Origin of the sequence: Arenimonas sp. MALMAid1274 (assembly GCF_049195245.1) — a bacterium.
In the GTDB taxonomy this organism is placed as follows: domain Bacteria; phylum Pseudomonadota; class Gammaproteobacteria; order Xanthomonadales; family Xanthomonadaceae; genus Arenimonas.
Genome location: NZ_JBMIRR010000027.1, coordinates 1,146,110 through 1,166,430, shown reverse-complemented (window position 1 = coordinate 1,166,430; position 20,321 = coordinate 1,146,110). Strand labels below are relative to the sequence as shown.

General features: G+C 70.1%; 20 protein-coding genes and 1 tRNA gene. 8 read left to right on the top strand and 13 right to left on the bottom strand.

The genetic code is table 11. The features are described from left to right. Nucleotides 1-24: 24 nt before the first annotated feature. Complete coding sequence (locus ACOQFR_RS14005; protein WP_421382920.1) at nucleotides 25-1,905, bottom strand: 3-hydroxybutyrate oligomer hydrolase family protein; 1,881 nt, start codon at nucleotides 1,903-1,905, stop codon at nucleotides 25-27. Between the two features lie 106 nt (nucleotides 1,906-2,011). Here ACOQFR_RS14005 and ACOQFR_RS14000 point away from each other — a divergent pair, with 106 nt between their 5' ends. Beyond that, the gene (locus ACOQFR_RS14000) at nucleotides 2,012-2,821 is read left to right on the top strand and encodes a 3-hydroxybutyrate dehydrogenase (RefSeq protein ID WP_421382918.1); all 810 of its coding nucleotides are present in this window, start codon (nucleotides 2,012-2,014) and stop codon (nucleotides 2,819-2,821) included. 3 nt (nucleotides 2,822-2,824) lie between these two features. Here the strand turns inward: ACOQFR_RS14000 and ACOQFR_RS13995 are convergent, their stop codons facing one another. Further along, on the bottom strand, nucleotides 2,825-3,121 hold the full coding sequence (locus ACOQFR_RS13995; protein WP_421382916.1) for an EF-hand domain-containing protein: 297 nt from the start codon (nucleotides 3,119-3,121) through the stop codon (nucleotides 2,825-2,827). Between the two features lie 153 nt (nucleotides 3,122-3,274). On the opposite strand from ACOQFR_RS13995, the gene ACOQFR_RS13990 reads away from it, so the two are divergent. Both ACOQFR_RS13990 and ACOQFR_RS13985 read left to right on the top strand, forming a co-directional pair. Continuing rightward, on the top strand, nucleotides 3,275-4,486 hold the full coding sequence (locus tag ACOQFR_RS13990; RefSeq protein WP_421382914.1) for an NAD(P)/FAD-dependent oxidoreductase: 1,212 nt from the start codon (nucleotides 3,275-3,277) through the stop codon (nucleotides 4,484-4,486). Nucleotides 4,487-4,521: 35 nt separating this feature from the next. Beyond that, a complete protein-coding gene (locus ACOQFR_RS13985; protein ID WP_421382912.1) occupies nucleotides 4,522-5,181 on the top strand; it encodes a response regulator in 660 nt (219 codons plus the stop codon). Here ACOQFR_RS13985 and ACOQFR_RS13980 read toward each other — a convergent pair whose 3' ends face one another. Then, nucleotides 5,182-6,546, bottom strand: a complete 1,365-nt coding sequence (locus ACOQFR_RS13980) for a hypothetical protein (protein ID WP_421382910.1) — start codon at nucleotides 6,544-6,546, stop codon at nucleotides 5,182-5,184. 95 nt (nucleotides 6,547-6,641) lie between these two features. On the opposite strand from ACOQFR_RS13980, the gene ACOQFR_RS13975 reads away from it, so the two are divergent. From ACOQFR_RS13975 to ACOQFR_RS13960, 4 genes are all read left to right on the top strand, one after another. Beyond that, nucleotides 6,642-7,355, top strand: a complete 714-nt coding sequence (locus ACOQFR_RS13975; RefSeq protein ID WP_421382908.1) for a hypothetical protein — start codon at nucleotides 6,642-6,644, stop codon at nucleotides 7,353-7,355. Between the two features lie 2 nt (nucleotides 7,356-7,357). Next, a complete protein-coding gene (locus ACOQFR_RS13970; RefSeq protein ID WP_421382906.1) occupies nucleotides 7,358-7,792 on the top strand; it encodes a hypothetical protein in 435 nt (144 codons plus the stop codon). Between the two features lie 70 nt (nucleotides 7,793-7,862). Continuing rightward, the gene (locus ACOQFR_RS13965; RefSeq protein ID WP_421382904.1) at nucleotides 7,863-8,441 is read left to right on the top strand and encodes a cysteine dioxygenase; all 579 of its coding nucleotides are present in this window, start codon (nucleotides 7,863-7,865) and stop codon (nucleotides 8,439-8,441) included. A gap of 32 nt (nucleotides 8,442-8,473) precedes the next feature. Beyond that, nucleotides 8,474-8,559 (top strand) — tRNA-Leu (locus tag ACOQFR_RS13960). Between the two features lie 196 nt (nucleotides 8,560-8,755). On the opposite strand, the gene metX is transcribed toward ACOQFR_RS13960, so the two are convergent. From metX to ccmA, 10 genes are read right to left on the bottom strand one after another with little or no spacing between them, the layout of a single operon-like run. Continuing rightward, the gene (metX, locus tag ACOQFR_RS13955; RefSeq protein ID WP_421382902.1) at nucleotides 8,756-9,871 is read right to left on the bottom strand and encodes a homoserine O-acetyltransferase MetX; all 1,116 of its coding nucleotides are present in this window, start codon (nucleotides 9,869-9,871) and stop codon (nucleotides 8,756-8,758) included. Then, nucleotides 9,868-10,869 (bottom strand): tetratricopeptide repeat protein, encoded by a 1,002-nt coding sequence (locus ACOQFR_RS13950; protein ID WP_421382900.1) that lies wholly within the window; start codon nucleotides 10,867-10,869, stop codon nucleotides 9,868-9,870. The genes metX and ACOQFR_RS13950 overlap by 4 nt, the downstream gene beginning before the upstream one ends. After that, entirely contained in the window at nucleotides 10,869-11,270 is a 402-nt protein-coding gene (locus ACOQFR_RS13945; protein WP_421383314.1) for a cytochrome c-type biogenesis protein, read from the bottom strand. Before ACOQFR_RS13945 ends, ACOQFR_RS13950 begins: the two co-directional genes overlap by 1 nt. Nucleotides 11,271-11,290: 20 nt before the next feature. Next, the gene (locus ACOQFR_RS13940) at nucleotides 11,291-11,821 is read right to left on the bottom strand and encodes a DsbE family thiol:disulfide interchange protein (protein WP_421383312.1); all 531 of its coding nucleotides are present in this window, start codon (nucleotides 11,819-11,821) and stop codon (nucleotides 11,291-11,293) included. Then, on the bottom strand, nucleotides 11,821-13,740 hold the full coding sequence (locus ACOQFR_RS13935) for a heme lyase CcmF/NrfE family subunit (protein ID WP_421382898.1): 1,920 nt from the start codon (nucleotides 13,738-13,740) through the stop codon (nucleotides 11,821-11,823). Before ACOQFR_RS13935 ends, ACOQFR_RS13940 begins: the two co-directional genes overlap by 1 nt. Beyond that, nucleotides 13,741-14,220: a cytochrome c maturation protein CcmE gene (gene ccmE / locus ACOQFR_RS13930; RefSeq protein ID WP_421382896.1), complete on the bottom strand. Its 480-nt coding sequence runs from the start codon at nucleotides 14,218-14,220 to the stop codon at nucleotides 13,741-13,743. Continuing rightward, nucleotides 14,217-14,393 (bottom strand): heme exporter protein CcmD, encoded by a 177-nt coding sequence (locus ACOQFR_RS13925; RefSeq protein WP_421382894.1) that lies wholly within the window; start codon nucleotides 14,391-14,393, stop codon nucleotides 14,217-14,219. Before ACOQFR_RS13925 ends, ccmE begins: the two co-directional genes overlap by 4 nt. After that, the gene (ccmC, locus tag ACOQFR_RS13920; protein ID WP_421382892.1) at nucleotides 14,390-15,139 is read right to left on the bottom strand and encodes a heme ABC transporter permease CcmC; all 750 of its coding nucleotides are present in this window, start codon (nucleotides 15,137-15,139) and stop codon (nucleotides 14,390-14,392) included. Before ccmC ends, ACOQFR_RS13925 begins: the two co-directional genes overlap by 4 nt. A 10-nt stretch (nucleotides 15,140-15,149) precedes the next feature. Beyond that, entirely contained in the window at nucleotides 15,150-15,833 is a 684-nt protein-coding gene (gene ccmB / locus ACOQFR_RS13915) for a heme exporter protein CcmB (protein WP_421382890.1), read from the bottom strand. Continuing rightward, nucleotides 15,830-16,480: a heme ABC exporter ATP-binding protein CcmA gene (gene ccmA, locus ACOQFR_RS13910; RefSeq protein WP_421382888.1), complete on the bottom strand. Its 651-nt coding sequence runs from the start codon at nucleotides 16,478-16,480 to the stop codon at nucleotides 15,830-15,832. Before ccmA ends, ccmB begins: the two co-directional genes overlap by 4 nt. A 170-nt stretch (nucleotides 16,481-16,650) precedes the next feature. Between ccmA and ACOQFR_RS13905 the strand changes: the two genes are divergently transcribed. Beyond that, nucleotides 16,651-20,301 (top strand): S8 family peptidase, encoded by a 3,651-nt coding sequence (locus tag ACOQFR_RS13905; RefSeq protein WP_421382886.1) that lies wholly within the window; start codon nucleotides 16,651-16,653, stop codon nucleotides 20,299-20,301. Nucleotides 20,302-20,321 lie beyond the last annotated feature (20 nt).

The following is a 20,321-nucleotide window of genomic DNA, read 5'->3' as shown; positions in this document are numbered from 1 at the left end:
GCCCGGAGGCGATGACCGCGTGGTTCAGTGCGCGGGCGTCGCCTGCAGCTGCCGCCACACCTCGTCCAGCGCGCGGTAGGCCTGCGGCAGCAGCGGCTGGTACTGGCCGCTTAGCGCCGGCAGCGCCACGAAGGCATCGAAATGCTGGGCCTTTGGATGGCGCAGGTAGGTCAGTTCTCGCCCGTTCGCACGCAGCCAGGCGGCATAGGCCGCACCGCTGAAGGCCTCCGGCACCAAGCCGTCGTCAATCCCGTGGATCACCACCAAGGGCAGGCCTGCCCGCGGCAGATCGGCGCGCGTGGCCTCGATGGCGGTGCGCACACGCGCATCGCGGCCATCCCACAGCGCGCGCAGGCAGCGCAGGCCGGGCAGGGCACGGTCATCGCCGGCGGCCAGCGTGTCGAGGATGCCGACACCGGCACTGGGCGGAATCCCGCTGGCATCGCTCCACCACGCGGCGCGTTCGGTCGCGGTCGGCGCGCGTGGCGCACCGGCCGCGTCCACGGCCGCGAGCGAGTAGCCGCAGGGCATGTCGCCGGGTCCGGTGCCGGCGTAGGAGGACGCGTAGGTGACGTCCACCGCGCGCCAAAGATCGAAGGCCGTGCTCAGCGCGCCGGCGGTGATCGCGGCATCGGTCCAGCCCTGCGCCAACAGGTGCGCGCGGGCCGCTTCCGCTTGCGACTGCGCGGTGTCGCCCTGCAGTTCGCCGCCGGCGGTGAGGGCCGCGCAGCGCGCGGTGCCGGCAGGCGACTTCGCGCCGCCGGGCCGCGCCAGCGCGACCGTGTCGAAGGCCGCGGCGTTTAGCGCACACGGCATCCAGATCGCGGCTTCGGTGGCGTAGTCGTACAGCGCCCGCCCGCCGTCACGCGGCAGGATGTTCGGCGACACCGCCACCGCGGCATCCATCCAGTCGCCCGGCAATCCAGCGGCGCGCAGCACGGCGCCGCCGCCGTTGGACACACCGACCGCGATCACGCGGGTGTTCGCGTGTGTCCACGGCGCCTCGCCCGGGCGGGCCCGGTCCAGCACCTGCAGCGCGAAGTCGGCGGCCTGGCGCACGTGCAGGCCCCAGTCGGCTTCGGGGTTGTCGCCGGAGTGCGCGTGTTTCACCGCCACCGGCGCGATGCCGTCGCCGGCATGCGCAGGCACGCGGAATTCGACCACTTCGCCGGCGGCGGCAGGACGGCCGTCCAGCGCGGTGCCCTGGCCGCTGGCCGTGTCGACGAAGCCCGTGCCCGCGCCCTTGTCGGTGTAGGCCACGGCGCAGCCGCGCGGCAGGCCCCAGGCACCGGCCAGCGCGATCGCACCGTACACGCCGCGCGATCCCGACGAGGCGGTGACGACGACGCAGCGCCGGTCCGGATCGAACGCATCCGGCAGCTGCACCATCAGGCGGTGCGGCTGCTGCCGGCCCGGCAGCGTGGCGAAGGCGTGGTATTCGCGGCCGGGCACCCTGGCCAAGGATCCGTAGGCCGAACCATAGCCGCTGCCCGGCGACAGGTCGGCGATGCCGCGCCAGTTCGACCAGATGGCGCGACGCCGAAGTTCCTGCGCGGTCGGGGACAGCGCATCGGCGAAGGCCGGCGGCACCGGACTGCGCAGTCCGGCTTCACCCAGTCCGGCTGTCAGCAGGTCATCGGCCTCGGCATGGCTTTGCACGCGCATGCCCTGGGCCAGGTCCGCAGCGGCGGTCTCGCGGGTGCCCGGACCGGTGCAGGCTGCCAGGGCGACCGCCAGAACGGCCAGGGCAAGCGTGGTGCGCGGCTCTGGCGCCGGCCGGGCCGGGAGTTCCGGTTCGCGCGCGGGCGTCGGAGCCCCGGGCACAGGCAGGCGCTGCGACACGGGCCGGGTGCGGCGGTCCCAGGCGGGCTGGGGGCGGGAAGGCAGCGGCGGGCTCGGGCTCATGCGCCGACCTTATCAACCGTGCACGAGGACGGCATCGTACCTTGGTACGACGCGGCCGGCGGGCATGGCTGCTACGGTGGTCCGGTCGAAATTCGGGGCAGGGCACATGGGCGACATTTTCCTCGCGGGCCGTACGGCGCTGGTCACCGGCTCGACCTCGGGCATCGGCCTGGCGATCGCCGAGGCCCTGGGCGCCGCGGGCGCGCGGGTGGCCGTCAACGGACTGGGTGACGAGGCGCAGATTGCGGCGGCCGTCGCCGCCGTTCACGCCGCGGGCGCGCCGCAGGTGCGTCACTTCGGTGCCGATCTGGCCGATGCCGGTGCCGTGGAGCAGATGATGCAGGCACTCGCGGCCTGGTCACCGGCCGACATCGTGGTGAACTGTGCCGGCGTGCAGCACGCCGCACCGATCGCCGACATGCCGGCCGCGACCTGGGACCGCCTGATCGCGATCAACCTCAGCGCCGCCTTCCACACCATGCGCCTGGCGCTGCCCGGCATGGCCGCCCGCGGCTACGGACGCGTGGTCAACATCGCCTCAGTCCACGGACTGGTGGCGTCCATCAACAAGTCGCCCTACGTGGCCAGCAAGTTCGGGTTGATCGGCCTGAGCAAGGTGGCGGGGCTGGAATACGCGTCGGCCGGCTCGCGCGACAGCGGCGGCGTGACGGTCAACTGTGTCTGCCCGGGCTGGGTGGAGACCGCACTGATCGAACCGCAGATCACCGCGAAGGCCCAAGACGTTGGCGGCAACCGCGATGCCGGCGTGCGCGAGCTACTCCGCGAGAAGCAGCCCAGCCAGCGCATGTCGCTGCCCGCCGAAATCGCGGACCTGGTGGTGTGGTTGTGTCGCAAGCAGTCCCACAACCTCACGGGGGCCGCCATCCCGGTGGACGGCGGCTGGACCGCGCAGTAGGGCTTACTTCCAGTTGGCCAGTTCTTCGTCGGTGACGCGGCCGTTGCCGTCGGTGTCCACCAGCTTGAACTCGAAATACAGCGCGTGGTCGGTCGGCACTTCCTTCTTGCTGATGACGCCGTCCCCATTGGCATCCACGTCGGCGACCTTGACCTGGTAGTCGCTGGCATTGGCGATGGGCGGCTGCACCGACTTGACGGTGACGGTGCCTTCGGTGACCGGCAAGGTCACTTCCTGCGACTGGGCGAAGGCGGCGCCGGTGGCGAGCAGGGTGCACAGGGCAAACGGCAGCGTTTTCATGGCGGAACTCCTGGGAGGGGGAAGCCCGACATTGGCCCGGAGCCCGACAACCGGGCATGAATCCGGGCGCCGGGTTCAGTCCGCGTTGTGCTTCACGGAACGTGCACGGGTCCGGAAAGCTACAGTGTCGCTCCCTCAGCACTGGATGCGCCCGTGGACCTCAAGAGTGGTTACCCCTACTGGGCCGTCAAGAACGGGCTGATGCATGCCTTCCCGCGCCTGCGCGAGGATGCCGACGCCGACGTGGTGGTGGTCGGTGGCGGCATCACCGGCGCGCTGATCGCCGACGAGCTCTCGCGCCACGGCCACGAGGTGATGGTGGTGGAGCAGCGCGACATCGGCTGGGGCAGCACCTCGGCCAGCACCTCGATGCTGCAGTACGAAATCGACGAACACCTGGTGGACCTGGCCGGCAAGTACGGCGAGGACGACGCCCTGCTGGCCTACCGCGCCTGCGACCAGGCGATCGACTCGCTGCGTGAGGTGACACGGCCTTTCCGCGATGTCGAGTTCGCGAAGCAGCAGAGCCTCTACTACGCCTCCGGGCTTTGGCAGGCGCGCGGGGTGCGCAAGGAGTTCGAGCTGCGCGAGCGCACCGGTTTCGACGTCGAATGGCTGGACCGCGATGCCCTGGCGTCCCGGTTCCGCATCGATGCCCCGGGCGCCATCCTGAGCGCGCAGGCCGCCCGCGTGGATCCCTATCGCCTGGCCTACCGTCTCTTCATGCGCCTGGAAAGGTCCGGCGCCCGCGTGTACGACCGCACGCGGATCTCGGACATCACCCCCGGTAGCCGCGGCGTGCGCCTGGTGACCGAGGAGGGTGCGGTGATCCGCGCGCGCCATGTGGTGATGGCGGCGGGCTACGCCAGCCAGAAGTGGCTGCCCAAGTCCGTGGCCAGCAACCGCAGCAGCTACGCCTTCATCTCCGATCCGATGTCGCCCGAGGCCCTGGGATTCATCGCCGACACGCTGGTGTGGGAATCGGCGCGCCCCTACCTCTACCTGCGCAGCACTGCCGACGGCCGGCTGCTGGTGGGCGGCGAGGACGACACCGTGGACGTGCCCGCGCGGCGCGATGCGCGCGTGGAGAAGAAGCAGGCGCGGCTGCAGAAGAAGCTGGCCAAGGTGTTCCCGGACCTGGACTACACGCCGGCCTTCGCCTGGGCCGGCACCTTCGCCGAAACCGAGGACGGGCTGCCGTTCTTCGGCCCGCATCCCTCGCTGGGACCGCGGGTGCTGTTCGCCATGGCCTACGGCGGCAACGGCATCACCTACAGCATGATCGGCGCCGCGCTGCTGCGGGCCGGCATCGAAAAGCGGCGCCATCCGCTGTCGGCGCTGTTCTCGTTCAAGCGGGTCGAGTAGGCAGCGGCGGCGAAGGCCTCGCATACAATGCCGGCATGACCCACCTGCTGATCGCCGACGACCATCCGCTCTATCGCCTGGCCCTGACCCAGGCCGTGCGCGGCGTGCTGCCGGACGCCGCCATCACCGAGGCCGAAGACATCGCCGGCGTGCACGCCGCGTTGGGCGCGCATCCCGACATCGACCTGGTGCTGCTGGACCTGCACATGCCCGGCAGCCACGGACTGATGGGCCTGGCCTCGCTGCGTGCCGAGCACCCGGGCGTGGCCGTGGCCATGATCTCGGCGCACGACGACCCCGCCACCATCCGCCGCGCGCTGGCCTACGGCGCGGCCGGCTATCTGACCAAGCGCGCCGACCTGGTGCAGCTGCAGGCCGGGCTCAAGGCGGTGCTGGCCTGCGAACAGTGGCTGCCGCCGGCGCTGCGCGAGTCGGTGGCCGCGGCCGCGTCCGATCCGAAGGACCGCGAGACGGCGGCCCGCCTGGCCACGCTCAGCCCGCAGCAGTTCAAGGTGCTCACGCGCGTGGCCGAAGGCCGGCTCAACAAGCAGATCGCCGACGAGCTGGGCATCCAGGAGCGCACGGTGAAAGCGCACATGAGCGCCATCTTCGAGAAGCTGGGCGTGCGCAACCGCACCCAGGCCGGCGTGCTGCTCGGATCGCTGGCACTGGCCGACCCCAGCCGCGACTCGTGATCAGCGCCAGAATGCGATCCGGTCGGGAATAGGCACCGGCTCCTCGCTGCCCGGTTCGCGCGGATCGGGATTGCGCAGCTCCAGCTCGTGGCGGCCGCGCGCGAGATCATGCACCGGCACCATGTAGACCAGACCGCGCAGGTTGCGGCGGGGGTCGGTGTACCACTGCGGCGTCAGCGCCAGCGGCTGGCCATCCAGGCGCAGGGTGTGCAGGCGGCCCCAGCAGGCCAGCAGCGCACTGCGTCGCGCGGCTTCCCGCAGGGCTACGCTTCCGGTCGTAGCCGACGTGCCGGTGGTGCCGTCGTCGGCCGGCGATTCCGCCGCAGACACCTTGTCTGCACATCGCTCGAGCGGACCGGCCTGGCGGAAAGGCACGTAAGGGATGACCAGGCGCAGGTAATCGCCGCGCACCACCGGGTCCGGGATGTGCGGCACCAGCGGACTCGCGCCCGGGTCGTGCATGGACGCGTAGTACCTTCCATCCAGGGTGTCGGGCATGCCCCGGTACGGTTCCGGGAAGACACGGTAGTTGCCGACCCCCAGGTCCATGCGCTGCGCGAACAGGGACACGCTGGCCACCAGCAGCGAGACCATCATCACCACCATCACCACCACGGTGCCTTTGCGGTTGCCGACATTACTGGAGTACAGCGTGACCAGGGGATTGGCCTCGCGGCCCAGTCCCAGCTGCGAGTACGCGCCGATGATCCGAAGGCCGGTGCGGTAGGCCCGGCCCTTGGGCGCCATGCGCTTGCCGAAATAGCGGTCCACCAGCTGCACGCCCACGTAAGGCAACAGCACCAGCATGGACACCACCGGGAATACCCAGGACAAGGTATCCATGCGGCCGACAGCCCAACACAAGGCCGCCGTGACCCCGTAGAGCACCACCACGGTGATCGTGATCGGGATCAGCACGCTGGCCACGCCGATGCCGAGCCCGAACACCACCGTGGCCCGGTTGTCGGCGCGCTCGATCGCCGCTTCCATGTCCTGCCAGCGCGCCAGCAGCGCCTCGCGCATGATCGGCCCGCCGCCCAGCTTGTCGGTGCGCAGGCCGTTGGGGAACACCGAGTGCATGCCCACCAGCGCCACCCAGTGCGCGCGCAGGATCAGGTGCAGGATGAAGGCCAGCCCGATCATGATCACGCCGCCGGAAAGATAGATGTAGATCACGCTCAGGATCTGCGCGATCGAGGGCGACAGGCGCGGCATCATTTCCGAGGCGAACGGCGCCATGGCGCCTGCGATCTGCCACAGCGCGAACACCGTGGCGCCCGACAGCAGCAGCTCCATCTCCCAGGTCGGGGTGGTGCGCTTGGGAACCTGCTGGGGTTCTTCGGGAGCGGGCGCGTGCGGTTCCATGGGATCCCCTGGCTTAAGGCCGCTAGCCTCGCAGACTGCCCGGGCCGGCCACAAGTCGGATTATCATGTCGGCCGGGGAAAACAGGGGTTGTCGAATGAAGAAGGTCCTGATCGCGCTGGTGTTGCTGGTGGTGGCGGTGGTCATCGTGAAGGAAAGCGGCAAGGGCAATGTTCCGCTGCTCAAGACCGAGCCGGGCATCACCAATGTGCTGGCGCCCACCTCGCCGCTGTACGCGCAGCAGCAGCGCTTCGTGGACCAGTTCAACGCCGATCCGCAGCTGCGCGAGCGCTTCGCCGGCACCTTCACCAGCAAGGGCCTGTTCGCGGAAGTGCAGTTCGCGCTCAAGCGCGGCGCCCAGTCGCTCGACGGTCCGTCCCTGGTCAAGGCCACGAAGGCGATGGCGGCCATGATCCCGCGGCTGCCGCAGCACAGCTGCGCCAAGCTGATGCGCCCGGCCGACGATTTCGACCTGCCGCTGAGCCGCGACATCGATGCCGCGCTGGAGCGCCTGCCCCCGATCCACCACTACAACCTCTGGGACTTCTACCTGCGCGCGCTGAAGGCCGAGGTGACGCAGGCGCCGATCAAGCCGGTGAACGCGGCGGCGCGGCAGGATGCGCTGATGCTGCTGGGACAGAAGTTTCCGGGCCGCTTCGGTGAACGCATCGCAGCCGTGGTGCAGAACCCGGTCGCGGCCTCCGACGAGGATGCCTGCTGGGCCATCAACACCCTGACCCACAACGCCACCCAGCTTTCGCCCGACAGCGCCGAAGCCCTGTCGCGCATGATCTGGGCCGGCGACCAGTAGCCATGGCCCGCGCCGGGGCGGTGCTGCTGTACGCCCTGGGCGCGGTCTGGGCCAGCCCGATGAGCCTGGCCGGACTGCTGGCGGGGCTGGTGGCGCTGCCGTTCGGCGCGCGGGCACGCTTCTCCGACGCCGCGCTGGTGTTCCATCACTTTCCCTGGGGTCCGGGCGGCGCGTTGACCCTGGGCTGCGTGATCCTGCACACCGGTGCCTCGATGGACGAGCAGACCCGGACCTACGCCTGCGCCGCCCGCGGCGGCCACGACGAGCGCGTGCGCCTGGGCGACCACGAGCGCGCCCACGTCTACCAGGCCCTGGTGCTGGGACCGCTGTTCCTGCCGCTGTATTTCGCCTGCGGCGGCATCAGCCACCGCAACCGCTTCGAGCAGGCCGCCGACCGCTACGCGCAGACCGGCCGCGGCTGGTGGCCCTGGGCTTGACCGGGCGCAAATCCGGCCACGTGACGGCGGTGTTAAACTGGCGGCACACCCATCCACGCGGGGTAACGCCATGTTGGCCCTAGAGTTTCCCGGTTGTCGCCGCCTGCTGGCGATGATCGACCAGGCCGTCGCCGCCGGCGACGACAAGACGGTCACCGACGCGCTGCGCAATGGCCTGTCCGATGCCATCCGCGATGGCGAGATCCAGCTGCCCGACTGCGTGCTCGAGCCGGTGGCCGACCACTACGCCCGGCGCGAGCTGTACCGCTGCGAGGAATCCGGTTACAGCGTGGTCGCCATGACCTGGGGCCCGGGGCAGGGCACGTCCATCCACGACCACTCCGGGGTCTGGTGCGTCGAGGGCATCTGGCACGGCCAGCTCGAGATCACCCAGTACGACCTCAAGGAGCAGGCGGGCGACCGCTTCCGCTTCGTCCCGGTCGGCACCCACCTGGCCGGCGCCGGCTCGGCCGGCAGCCTGATCCCGCCGCACGAGTACCACACCATCCGCAACCCCAGCGCCAGCGCCATCGCGGTCTCGCTGCACATCTACAAGCAGGCCCTGACCTGCTGCGCCCACTTCCACCCCACCGGCGATGGCTGGTACACCAAGGCCGACCGCCAGCTGGGCCTGGACGAAGCGGCCTGATCGCGCGCGCTGGGCTATAATCCCCGCGCAGTGCCGGTGTGGCGGAATGGTAGACGCGGGGGACTCAAAATCCCTTGGCAGCGATGTCGTGTAGGTTCGAGTCCTATCACCGGTACCAAAAGATGCCCGCGCTTGCGGGCTTTTTTTTGGCCGCGGATTTACGCGGATGAACGCGGATAAAAGCCGATAGTGCGATTCTGAAAAGGGTGAACGTGTCGCTTAGGCGTCCCGTGCTTTATCCGGGCGCGCGACCCCATCAACCTCATTTGCTCTTATCCGCGTTCATCCGCGTAAATCCGCGGCAAAAAACGCCCTCAGAGCTTGCCAAGAAACCCACCAATCGCCGGCCCGAAGCGCGCAATGTCCACCAGGAACGCATCGTGCCCCTGCGGCGAAGGCAGGGGCAGGAATTCGGCCTCGGCGCCGCCGGCGCGCAGGCCCTCGGCCACCTGTTCCTGCTGCTGCAGCGGGAAGAGGATGTCGGTGTGCACGCCGATGGACAGCGAGCGTTCGACCCGGATGCTGGCGAGGCCGCGCATCACGTCGCCGCCGCCGTATTCGGCCACGTCGAACCAGTCCATCGAGCGGCCCAGGTAGAGGTAGCAGTTGGGATCGAAGCTGCGCACGAAGCGGCGCGCGTGGCCTTCCAGGTAGCGTTCGACCTCGAACTCCTGGCCGAAGGGGTCTTCGTCCTTGTGCATCTCGCTGTCGAGGCGGACGCGGCCGAAGCGGCCGTCCCATTCCATGGCGGAACGGTAGGTCACCACGCCCAGCTTGCGGGCGATGCGCATGCCGTTTTCGGGGTAATCCTGGTCGGTGTAGTGGCCCTGGTTCCAGTTCGGGTCCAGCCGGATCGCCTCGCGCTGCAGCGACCGGATCGCGATCGAGAAGGGCAGGGCCTGGGCGCTGCCCGAGACGTTGATGTGGGTGCGCGCTGCGCCCGGATGCAGCAGCAGGTAGGCCAGCGCCGTCATGCCGCCCATCGAATTGCCGATCACGCAGGCCAGGCGCTCGATGCCCAGCGCGCGCACGACCACGTGCGCGGCGCGCGCGCCGTCCTCGATCGACAGGTCCGGATAGTCCAGCCGGTAGGCCTCGCCGGTGCGCGGATTCAGCGATGCGGCGCCGGTCGATCCCTTGCAGCTGCCCAGCGAGTTCACGCACACGACGAACCAGCGCGTCGTGTCGATGTATTTCCCCGGCCCCAGCATCGCTTCCCACCAGCCGGGCTCGGCGTTGTCCGCATGCGAGGCGGCGTGGGCATTGGGCGAGAGGCCGGTGAGGATCAGCACGGCGTTGTCGCGCGCCGCGTTCAGCTCGCCCCAGGTTTCGAAGGCCATGCGCGCGCCGTGCAGTTCGCCGCCGCGCTTGAAGGCGAAGGGCGAGGGCAGGGCGACGAACTGCGTGCCCGGCGGGATGGTCTCGGTCACGGCCGCACCTGGTCGATCACCAGCGTGAGGCGGGCGGCGTCACCGACGGCGATCACCTGCGCCTTGGCCTCGAGGTCGCCCGGCGCGGCGGCCGCGTCGCCGGATCTGGAGATGCGCGCCATGACCCGCACGTCGCGCTGCATGGACAGCTTCTGCGCCGGCATCAGACCATCGGCGTCGGACAGCGTGATCTCCAGCGGGAAGTCGGCGGCCGGCAGCCGCTTCACCGCCACCGGCAGGCCGGCGCCGTCGGGCGTGCGCGCGAACACGAACAGCGTGTCGCCCGCGGCCAGCTGCGCAGCGAGCGCGGGCGCCAGTTCGATGCGAACGGTGATGGACGGGCCGTCCGCGGCGGCGGCCGGCGGTTCCAGCGGCGGCAGGCCGGCCTGCTCACGCGCCATCGCGATCTGCGGCAGCAGCGCCTGCGCGGTGGACGCATCCACCAGCGGCAGCAGCCGCTCCCAGAATTCCGCCGCCTGCGCCGGCTCGCCGGCCTGCAGGCGCTGCGCGCCCAGGAAGAACAGCCCGCGCTGGTGCCGGGGCTCGGCCGCCACCACCGACTCCAGCAGGGCGACCGCTTCCGCCGGGAAACGACCATCGCCCGCGGCGCGCATCTGCGCGTCGGCGAGTTCCACCCGCAGGTCGAGCTCGTCGGGCAGCAGCGCGTTGGCGCGCGCGAACGCGTCCCGTGCCTCGACGTATTTCTGCTGGGCCATGCGGCTGCGGCCCAGCAGCACCCAGCCCTCGACGCTGCCCGGCTCTTCGGCCAGCCGGCGCTCAAGCTGGCCGATGGCGTCCTCAAGCGTTTCCGGCGCCTGCACGTTCTTGGGGTCCAGCGCGGCCGGAACGCCGAGCAGGTGGTACAGACCCGCGGCGCCCAAGGGCAGCGCCAGCGCCAGCACCAGCGCCGTGCGTCGCGCGCCGCGCCACAGCGGCGGCAGCACGATCACCAGCACGATGGCCAGCAGCAGCAGGGAAGCAATCGCAAAACCGGCCATCACCACTCCTGGCTGTCTTCGGACGGCGAACTGGCCGGCGCGCCCGCGGCGCGGCGCCGCACCACCACGGCCACCACCACCGCCCCGCCCACCAGCAGCAGGCCCGGACCGAACCACAGCAACCACGTGGCCGGGCGCACCGGCGGGTTGTAGAGCACGAAGTCGCTATAGCGCGCGACCAGGTATTCCTTGATCTGCGCGTCGGTCCTGCCTTCGCGCATCAGGCCAAGCACCTGCAGGCGCAGGTCATGGGCGATCTGCGCGTTGGAGTCGGCCAGCGACTGGTTCTGGCACATGACGCAGCGCAGCTCGGCCGCCAGCGCGCGGAAGCGCGCCTCTTCGGCCGCGTCGGTGAACCGGATCGGCTCCATCGCCGCGGCCAGGCCGGCCAGCAGCATCATCAGCACCAGCAGCCAGCGCTTCACTTGAGTTTCTCCAGCTCGGGCATCAGCTGCTCGCGCACTACCTCGGGCGTGATCGGGCCGATGAACTTCCAGCGCACGATGCCTTCGGCATCCACCAGGAAACTTTCGGGCGCGCCGTAGATGCCCCAGTCCAGCGCGGCGCGGCCGTCCTGGTCGGTGATCACCAGGGCGTAGGGATTGCCGAACTGGTCCAGCCAGCGCTGCGCGTCCTCGGGCGAGTCCTTGTAGTCGTAGCCGATCACCTTGACCACGCCGTCCTGCGCCAGTTGCGTGATCACCGGGTGTTCGTCGCGGCAGGCCGGGCACCAGCTGCCCCAGACGTTGAGCAGGTAGGGCTCGCCGCGCAGGTCGGCGTTGGAAATCATCCGGGACGGCTCGCCCAGCACCGGCAGGGAGAAGGCCGGGGCCGGCTTGCCGATCAGCGGCGAGGGGATCGCGCTGGTGTCCTTGCCCGAGTTCATTTTCACGCCCACGCCCAGCAGCACCGCCAGCGCGATGAAGGCCAGCAGCGGCAGCAGGCGCGTCATCATGCCGCCACCGGGCGCCGGAAGCGCTTGTCGAACACCACGATGAAGCCGCCCAGGGCCATGAAGATCGAGCCCAGCCAGATCAGGCGGATGAAGGGCTTCACGTACAGGCGCAATGCCCAGGTGCCCTCCTGGTCCAGCGGTTCACCCAGGGCCACGTACAGGTCGCGCGACAGCGCGCCGTCCAGCGCCGCTTCGGTCATCACCTGGCCGCCGCTGGCGTAGGCGCGCTTCTCGGGGTGCAGCACGGCCACGTCGTCGCCGTTGCGGGTCACGCGCACGGTGCCGCGGTCGGCCAGGAAGTTGGGGCCCTGCCGCTTGGCCACGCCGTCGAAATGGAAATCGTAGCCGCGCAGCTCGAAGCTCTGGCCCGGACGCGCGGCGACGTCACGCTCGATGCTGGTGGATTCGGTGATGAACACGCCGGCCACGAAGACGCCCACGCCCACGTGCGCGCAGATCATGCCCACCATCTCGGCCGTGTAGCGGCTGCCCTGGGACTGCGAGCGCTGCCAGATGAAGCGGGCGGTGCCGGCGAGGATCCAGGTGGCGCCCAGCAGGCCGAACGCGGTCTTGAGCGTACCGTTGGGCCAGGCGAAGAAGGTGATCACGGCCACCGCCAGCGCCAGGGCCGCCCACGGCGCCAGCCAGCGCAGCGGCTGCGACAGGTCCTCGCGCTGCCAGCGGGTCAGGGGCCCGAACGGCAGCAGGGCCACCAGCGGCGCCATCAGCAGGATGAAGAGCAGGCCGAAGTAGGGCGGGCCGACCGAGATTTTGCCCAGGTCCAGCGCCTCGGCCAGCAGCGGGTAAAGCGTGCCCAGCAGGATCATCGCCGCGGCGGCGGTGAGCAGCAGGTTGTTGGCCAGCAGGAAGGTCTCGCGCGAGGACGCGGCGAAGGGCTTGCCGGTTTCCACGCGCGGCGCGCGCAGTGCGTAAAGCAGCAGCGAGCCGCCGACCACCAGCGCCAGGAAGGCCAGGATGAACACGCCGCGCTCGGGGTCGGAGGCAAAGGCGTGCACCGAGGTGATCACGCCCGAGCGCACCAGGAAGGTGCCCAGCAGCGACAGCGAAAACGCCGCGATCGCCAGCAGCAGGGTCCAGCCGCGGAAGCTGCCGCGTTTTTCCGTAGCCGCTTGGGAGTGGATAAGGGCCGCACCGACCAGCCAGGGCATGAAGCTGGCGTTTTCGACCGGATCCCAGAACCACCAGCCGCCCCAGCCCAGTTCGTAATAGGCCCAGAAGCTGCCCAGCGCGATGCCCAGGGTCAACACCGCCCAGGCCACATTGGTCCACGGCCGCGACCAGCGCACCCACTGCGCGTCCACCTTGCCGTCGATCAGCGCCGCCACCGCGAACGCGAACGCCACCGCGAAGCCGACGTAGCCGATGTAGAGCAGGGGCGGGTGGAAGATCATGCCCGGGTCCTGCAGCAGCGGGTTCATGTCGCGGCCCTCGTCGGCGCCCGGCAGCAGGCGCTCGAAGGGGTTGGACGTGAACAGCGTGAAGGCCAGGAAGCCCACCGCCACCATGCCCAGCACCGCCAGCACCCGCGCCACCACCGGCTCGGGCAGCGAGCGCGAGTAGCGCGCCACCGCCGCCACCCACAGCGCCAGGAACAGGATCCACAGCAGCAGCGAGCCTTCGTGCGCGCTCCACACCGCGGTGAACTGGTATACCCGCGGCAGCAGCGAGTTGGAGTTGGTGGCCACGTAGGCCACCGAAAAATCATGCTGCAGGAACGCCCAGGTCAGCAGGCCATAGGAAAAGGCGACCGTGAGCAGCTGCGCGTAGGCCAGCGGCCGCGCGGTGGCCATCCACGCGGCATTGCCGCGGTGCGCGCCCAGCAGGGGCAGGATGGAAAGCGTGATGGCCAGCAGCAGCGCCAGCACCAGGCTCAGCAGGCCGAGTTCGGGCAGCACTCAGTAGGCTCCCGGCTCGGGCGCGTCGGCGGCGGCCGCGTCGGGCACCTTGTGCTTCTCGTGCGCCTTGCCCATGGCTTCGGCCACTTCGCGCGGCATGTAGGCCTCGTCGTGCTTGGCCAGCACCTGGGTGGCGATGAAGGCGTCACCCTCGCGGCGGCCGGTGGCGATCACCGCCTGGTTCTCGCGGAACAGGTCGGGAAGGATGCCTTCGTAGTGCGCGGTCATCACCGCGTCGCCGTCGGTGACGCCGAAGCTGACCTTCAGCGTGCCGGGCTCGCGCTGCAGGCTGTCCTTGGCGACCATGCCGCCCAGGCGAAACACCGCCTGGTCACCGGCTTCGCCGGCGTAGACCTGGCTGGGCGTGTAGAGGTAGGTGATGTTCTCGCGCAGGGCCAGGGTCACCAGCGCCGCGGCGGCGCCGGAAGCCAGCAGCAGCGCGGCAATCAGCCAGAGGCGGCGTTTGCGGGTCGGGTTCATTCGGCAGCGTCCTTGACCATGGCGGCGTGTTGCGCGCGCGCGGACTCGCGCGCGACGCGCTGCAGGATGGCCCGGCGGGCGCGCGCCAGCCGGATCCGCGGCACCAGGAAGTCCCAGGCCAGGAAGGTGGCGAAGACGGCATAGGCGCCGATCACGTATTCGCGATAGCTCATCGCGGCACCCCGGCGGCGGCCCGCGCCCAGTCCTTGCCCGACTCCCGTTCCAGGTTGTCGGCGCGGGCGCGCTGCAGCAGCGAGCCGATGAACCAGAACTTGGTGGCCAGCACCATCACCCACAGCGGCCAGGTCATGGACGAATCCATCGTGGATTCGCCGAACAGGCGGATCGTCGCGCCCTGGTGCAGCGAGTTCCACCATTCCACCGAGTAGCGGATGACGGGCAGCAGCACCACGCCGACAATGGCCAGGAAGCCGGCGGCGCGTGCGGCGGCGCGGCGGTCTTCGATGGCGGCATTCAGGCCGATCACGCCCAGGTACAGGAACAGCAGCACCAGTTCGGAGGTCAGGCGCGGATCCCAGTCCCACCAGGTGCCCCACATCGGCTTGCCCCAGATCGAGCCGGTGGCCAGCGTGACGGCGGTGAACAGGGCGCCGATCGGGGCGCAGGCCATGGCCAGCACTTCGCACAGCTTGATCCGCCAGACCAGCGCGATGGCCGCGTAAAACGCCATCAGCGCGTACACGAACAGGCTCATCCAGGCGCTGGGCACGTGGATGTAGAGGATGCGGAAGCTGTCGCCCTGCTGGTAGTCGGCTGGCACCACCCACAGCGCGCCGTACAGGCCCACGGCCATCGTCAGCGCGGCCAGGCCGAAGCCCACCGGCGCCCAGCGCGCGGCGAAACGGTCGAACACGGGGGGTGAGCCGAGTTGGTGGAACCAGAGCAGGACGGGGTTCACGGGATTGTTTTCAGTTCAAGGCAATGCGGATCGCCGCGGCCGCGGCGAGGGGAGCCAGCACCAGGGCGAGGACCAGTCCGGCCCCCAGCATCAGCAGCGCACCGTGCCAGGGCAGGCCCTGTGCGGCGGCCATCACGCTGCCGGCCCCGAACACCAGCACCGGCAGGAACAGGGGCAGCGCCAACAGGGCCAAAAGCATACCAGAGCGGCGTATCCCCACCGTCAGCGCCGCCACCACCGCGCCCAGCAGGCTCAGCAGCGGCGTGCCCACCGCCAGCGAGACCATCAATACCGGCAGGAGTTCCGCAGGCAGGAACATCAGCTCGGCCAGCAGGGGCGTGGCCAGCACCAGGGGCAGGGCGGTGGTGAGCCAGTGCACCGCCACGCGCACGGCCAGCAGCCAGGGCAGGGGCACCGGCGCCAGCAGCATCTGTTCCAGGCTGCCGTCCTCGACGTCGCTTCGGTACAGCTGGTCCAGCGTGAGCAGGCCGGCGAGCAGCACCGCCACCCACAGCACGCCCGGTGCGATGCGGGCCAGCTGCGCCGGGTCCGAGCCCAGCGCCAGGGGAAACAGGGCCACCACCATCAGCGCGAACAGCAGCGGCTGGGCGGCGTCGCCTCGACGACGCCACACCAGCTGCAGATCGCGTCGGGCCTGGGCCCGGGCCGCGGTCCACAGGCCGGGACCGGTCATGCCGGCAGCTCCTGCGCGCCCAGGGCCAGGGTGCGCACGGGAACGGGCGGTGCGGCATAGGCGCCGTGCGTGGTCAGCAGCGCGGCTCCGCCGCTGGCGAGATGGGCCTGGATCAGCCGGTTCACCAGCGCGATGCCGTCGAGGTCGAGGTTCGCATAAGGCTCATCCAGCAACCACACGGGCGCGGATTGCAGCCGCAGCCGGGCCAGGGACAGGCGCTTGTTCTGGCCCGCCGACAGCCGGCGCGCGGGCGTGTCCTCGTAGCCGGCCAGGCCGACCTCGGCCAGGGCTTCGCCGGGCGAGGTCCCGCCGCCGCCCTGCAGTGCGCGGGTGTAGGCCAGGTTCTCGAGCGTGGAGAGTTCGGCCTTGTGGCCGTGAAGGTGGCTCAGGTAGGCCGTGCCGCGCGCCAGGTGCTCGCGGTCCACGCGGCGGCCCTGCAGGTGTACTTCGCCTTCAGTGGCGGGCAGCAGGCCGGCCAGCACGCGCAGCAGGGTGGTCTTGCCGGCGCCGTTGCCGCCCAGCACCAGCAGCGCTTCGCCGGGTCCCAGGTCGAAACGCAGCGGCCCGAACACCGGCTCGTCGTTGCGGGCGAAGCACAGCCCGCTGGCGTGCAGCAGCAGTGCCGGAGCGGACGGCGAGGGGGTCATGGCGTGCGGATGCTACCGACTGGCGGAAACCGGTGTCCATTTTAGACTGCAATCCGCACTCGCCCGGGTCTTCACGAACCAAACCGTGCCGCACGGTGGCGGATACATTGTGATTGCAATGAATGTACGTGAGAATCGAGGGGCTCATTCATCTGCAGGACAGCCAAGACATGCGTGCGACCCCCCTGATGCTTGCCATTGCCCTCGGACTGGGCCTGCCCGCCGTGGGCGCCGATGCCGCCACGCCCGTGCGTGAAGCCACCACCCGCGCCGACGCGCTGCGCACCTACATCGTGGTCTTCGACGAAGCGCCCTCCGCCAGCTTCCGTGGCTTCAATGCTTCCGACAAGAACCGCCCGCGCCTGGCCGCCACCAGCCCGGTCGCCACCGGCGAGCGCAAATACAACGCGCGCAGCCTGGAGGCCGTCGCCTACGTCGACTACCTGTCCGAACTGCGCCGCGTGCGCCTCAACGACGCCGCCATCAAGCTCGCACGTCCCCTCGAGCCCCTGCATGTCTACTCGCACGCGATGAACGGCGTCGCGGTCGAGCTCACCGCCGACGAGGCCCGCATCGTCGGGGCCATGCCCGGCGTCAAGGCCATCGCGCCCGAATTCACCCGCCGCCTGCAGACCGACCGCGGCCCGGGCTGGATCAATGCCGACGAAATCTGGAACGGCACCGTGCCGGGCGTGCCCTCGCGCCGCGGCGAAGGCGTCATCGTCGGCGTGATCGACAGCGGCATCAACCGCACCCACACCTCGTTCGCCGGTGGCGGCGCCATCAGCAATCCCCTCGGCGGCTTCGTCGGCTATTGCGCCACCACGCCCACCGCCTGCAACAGCAAGCTGATCGGCCTGTGGGACTTCACCAACGGCGCCGCCGGCAACACCTCCGACCCGGTGGATACCGACGGCCACGGCACCCATGTCGCCAGCACCGCGGCCGGCAACGTGTTCGGCCAGTACAGCGGCGTCGCGCCGCGCGCCAACATCATCGCCTACAAGGCCTGCCCGGGTGACACCTGCCAGGGCTCGGCCCTGCTGGCGTCCATCGACCGCGCGGTTGCCGACGGCGTGGACGTGATCAACTATTCCATCGGCGGTGGCCAGGACGATCCCTGGCAGACCGTGGGCATCAGCGCCACCGACGACAGCGAGGCCTTCCTGGCCGTGCGCGAGGCCGGCATCGTCGCCGTCATCGCCGCCGGCAACGACGGCCCCAATGCCGGCACCGTGACCAACCCGGGCAACGTGCCGTGGGCGATGGGCGTGGCCGCGGCCACCCACGACCGCAACAACATCAACACCGCCGACCGCCTGGCCTCGTTCAGCGGCCGGGGCCCGGTGCTTCCATTCAGCGTGCTCAAGCCCGACATCACCGCGCCGGGCGTCAGCATCATCGCCGCCGGCATCAACGGCAGCACCAGCACCGCCACCCTTAGCGGCACCTCGATGGCCACCCCGCACGTTGCGGGCGCCGCGGCGCTGCTCAAGTCGATCAACCCGAATTTCACCGCCGACCAGATCATCTCGGCGCTCAACCTCACTGCGCGTCCCTCGGTGAAGCTCAACGTCACCGACGTGGCCAATCCGCACGAGCAGGGCAGCGGCATGACCGACGTCGCCCTGGCGGCGCGCGCCGGCGTGTTCATGGAAGTGCCCGCCAACGCCTTCCGCAACGCCCGCGCCAACACCTACACCGGTGATGCGCACAATCTCAACCTGCCCGCGCTCGCGCACGGCAGCTGCTTCCAGTCCTGCACCTTCAGCCGCAACTTCAAGCTGATGCCGGGCGCGGCGGCGGGCAACTACAGCATCCAGACCAGCATCGCCGCCGGCGCCACCGTCACGCCGAGCGTGAACAGCTTCACCAGCGGCGCGGGCGGCAGCCCCGTCAGCTTCACGGTGAACGTGTCCTCGCCCAGCCTGGTCGGCAAGTGGGTCTATGGCACCGTCACCCTGGTCAACAACTCCGGCGACGGCCGTCCCAACCTGCGCCTGCCGATCGCGGTCTACTCGGCGGCGTATTCCAGCGACGCCGATGCGCTGGCCCAGGTCGCGATCAATGCGCCGCTGGAGCGCGGCTTCGTGGACGTCGACCTCGGTTCGCTGGTGCCGCTGCCGAATGCGCGCTTCGTCACCACCGACCTGACGGCGCCGAACGTGGTCACCACCAACATCGCCGCCGACACCACCAATACCGACGCCTATGACAACGTGGCGATCAACTACGTCGACACCGTGGTCGTGCCCGCCAGCCCGGGCACCGGCCCGGTGACCTACAAGGTGCGCGTGTCGACCTCGGCCGCGTCGCCCGACATCGACCTGTACGTCGGCCGTGACTCCAACGGCAACAACACGCCCGAAGAGTCCGAGGAACTGTGCATCTCGGGCAGCTCGGGCTCGACCGAAGTGTGCGAGCTGACCATCACCACCGCCGGTACGCCCCAGGTGTTCTGGCTGATGGCGCAGAACTGGAGCGGTCCGGGCACAAACGTGCGGGTGGAGTCCTACGCGGTGGCGCTGGTGCCCGGCAGCGGCAACAGCCTGCGCGCCACCGGCCCGGGCAACGTGCCGGTCAACACCGACTTCAAGGTGCGCGTGGCCTACGACGATGCCACCATGATCCCGGGTACCAACCGCATCGGCTACCTGATGCTGCAGCCCACCCCGGGCAGCACCGTGGATTCGATCCCGGTGCGCATCGCCCGCACCGGTGCGGGCTTCGCGCCGTATGCGCTGGCGCCGGGCGTTGCCCGCGCGGTCACGCTGCCGGCGGGTGCCGCGCACGAGACCCTGGTGTTCGACGTGCCGGCCAATGCCACCTCGGTGACCTTCGCCACCACCGGCACGGGCTCGGTGTCGCTGTATGCGGCGCGCGTCGCATCCCCGGGCAACCCGGTGGTCGCGGCCGCTCCGGCGCGCAATGCGCCGGGCGTGCTGTCGTCCACCGCTGCCGGGGCCAGCCAGACCATCACCGTGACGGGCGGCAACCTGCAGCCCGGCCGTTGGTACGTCACGCCGGTGAACACGGGCGGCGGCACGGCGGACGTCAACGTCACCGCGACCATCAACAGCAGCGGCGCGGCCCTGGTGGCCAAGCCGGGTTCGTACTACAACGCCACGCGCGGCGGCCACGGCATCTTCTTCTACCCGTCGGGTGGCCAGCATGCCCTGCTCTGGTACACGTATTTCCAGGACGGCACGCCGACCTGGTACTACGTGCAGGGCGCGCAGCCGGGCGCCAACGGCGTGTTCAACGCCACCATCTACCGTTCGGCCTGGAACGGCACCAGCAATGTGCTCACCACCGTGGGCAACATGCTGATCACGCCAAGCTCGAGCAACACGTTCACGATGGCCTACAACCTCGACGGCTTCACCGGCGTCGAGCCGATGCAGGCGTTCCTTACCGGCTGCCCGACGGTCTCGGGTACGCCGCTGGATGTGAGCACGCACTGGTACAACGCGGCGCGCGCGGGCTACGGCTACAGCACGCAGGTGAACCCGAACTACGAGTTCCATGCCGTGTTCGCCTACGACGGCATCGGCGTTCCGCGCTTCCTGGTGGCCGAGCGCAGCGGTGCGTTCAACACCGGTGGCGCGCCGCTGCCGCTCGAGCAGCTCACCGGCTTCTCGCCGCTGGGCACGCACTCGGCGCCGACCCGCACCACCATCGGCTCGCTCACGCGCGCCTACGGCGTGAGCACGCTCAGCACGATGGCCAGCACCGGCACCTTCGTGGGCGGCGTCCCGGGCACCTGGAACGAGAGCGGTTCGATGACCGCGCTCAGCGGCACCCAGGGCTGCACGCCCTGATCCTGCGGCAATTGGACCAG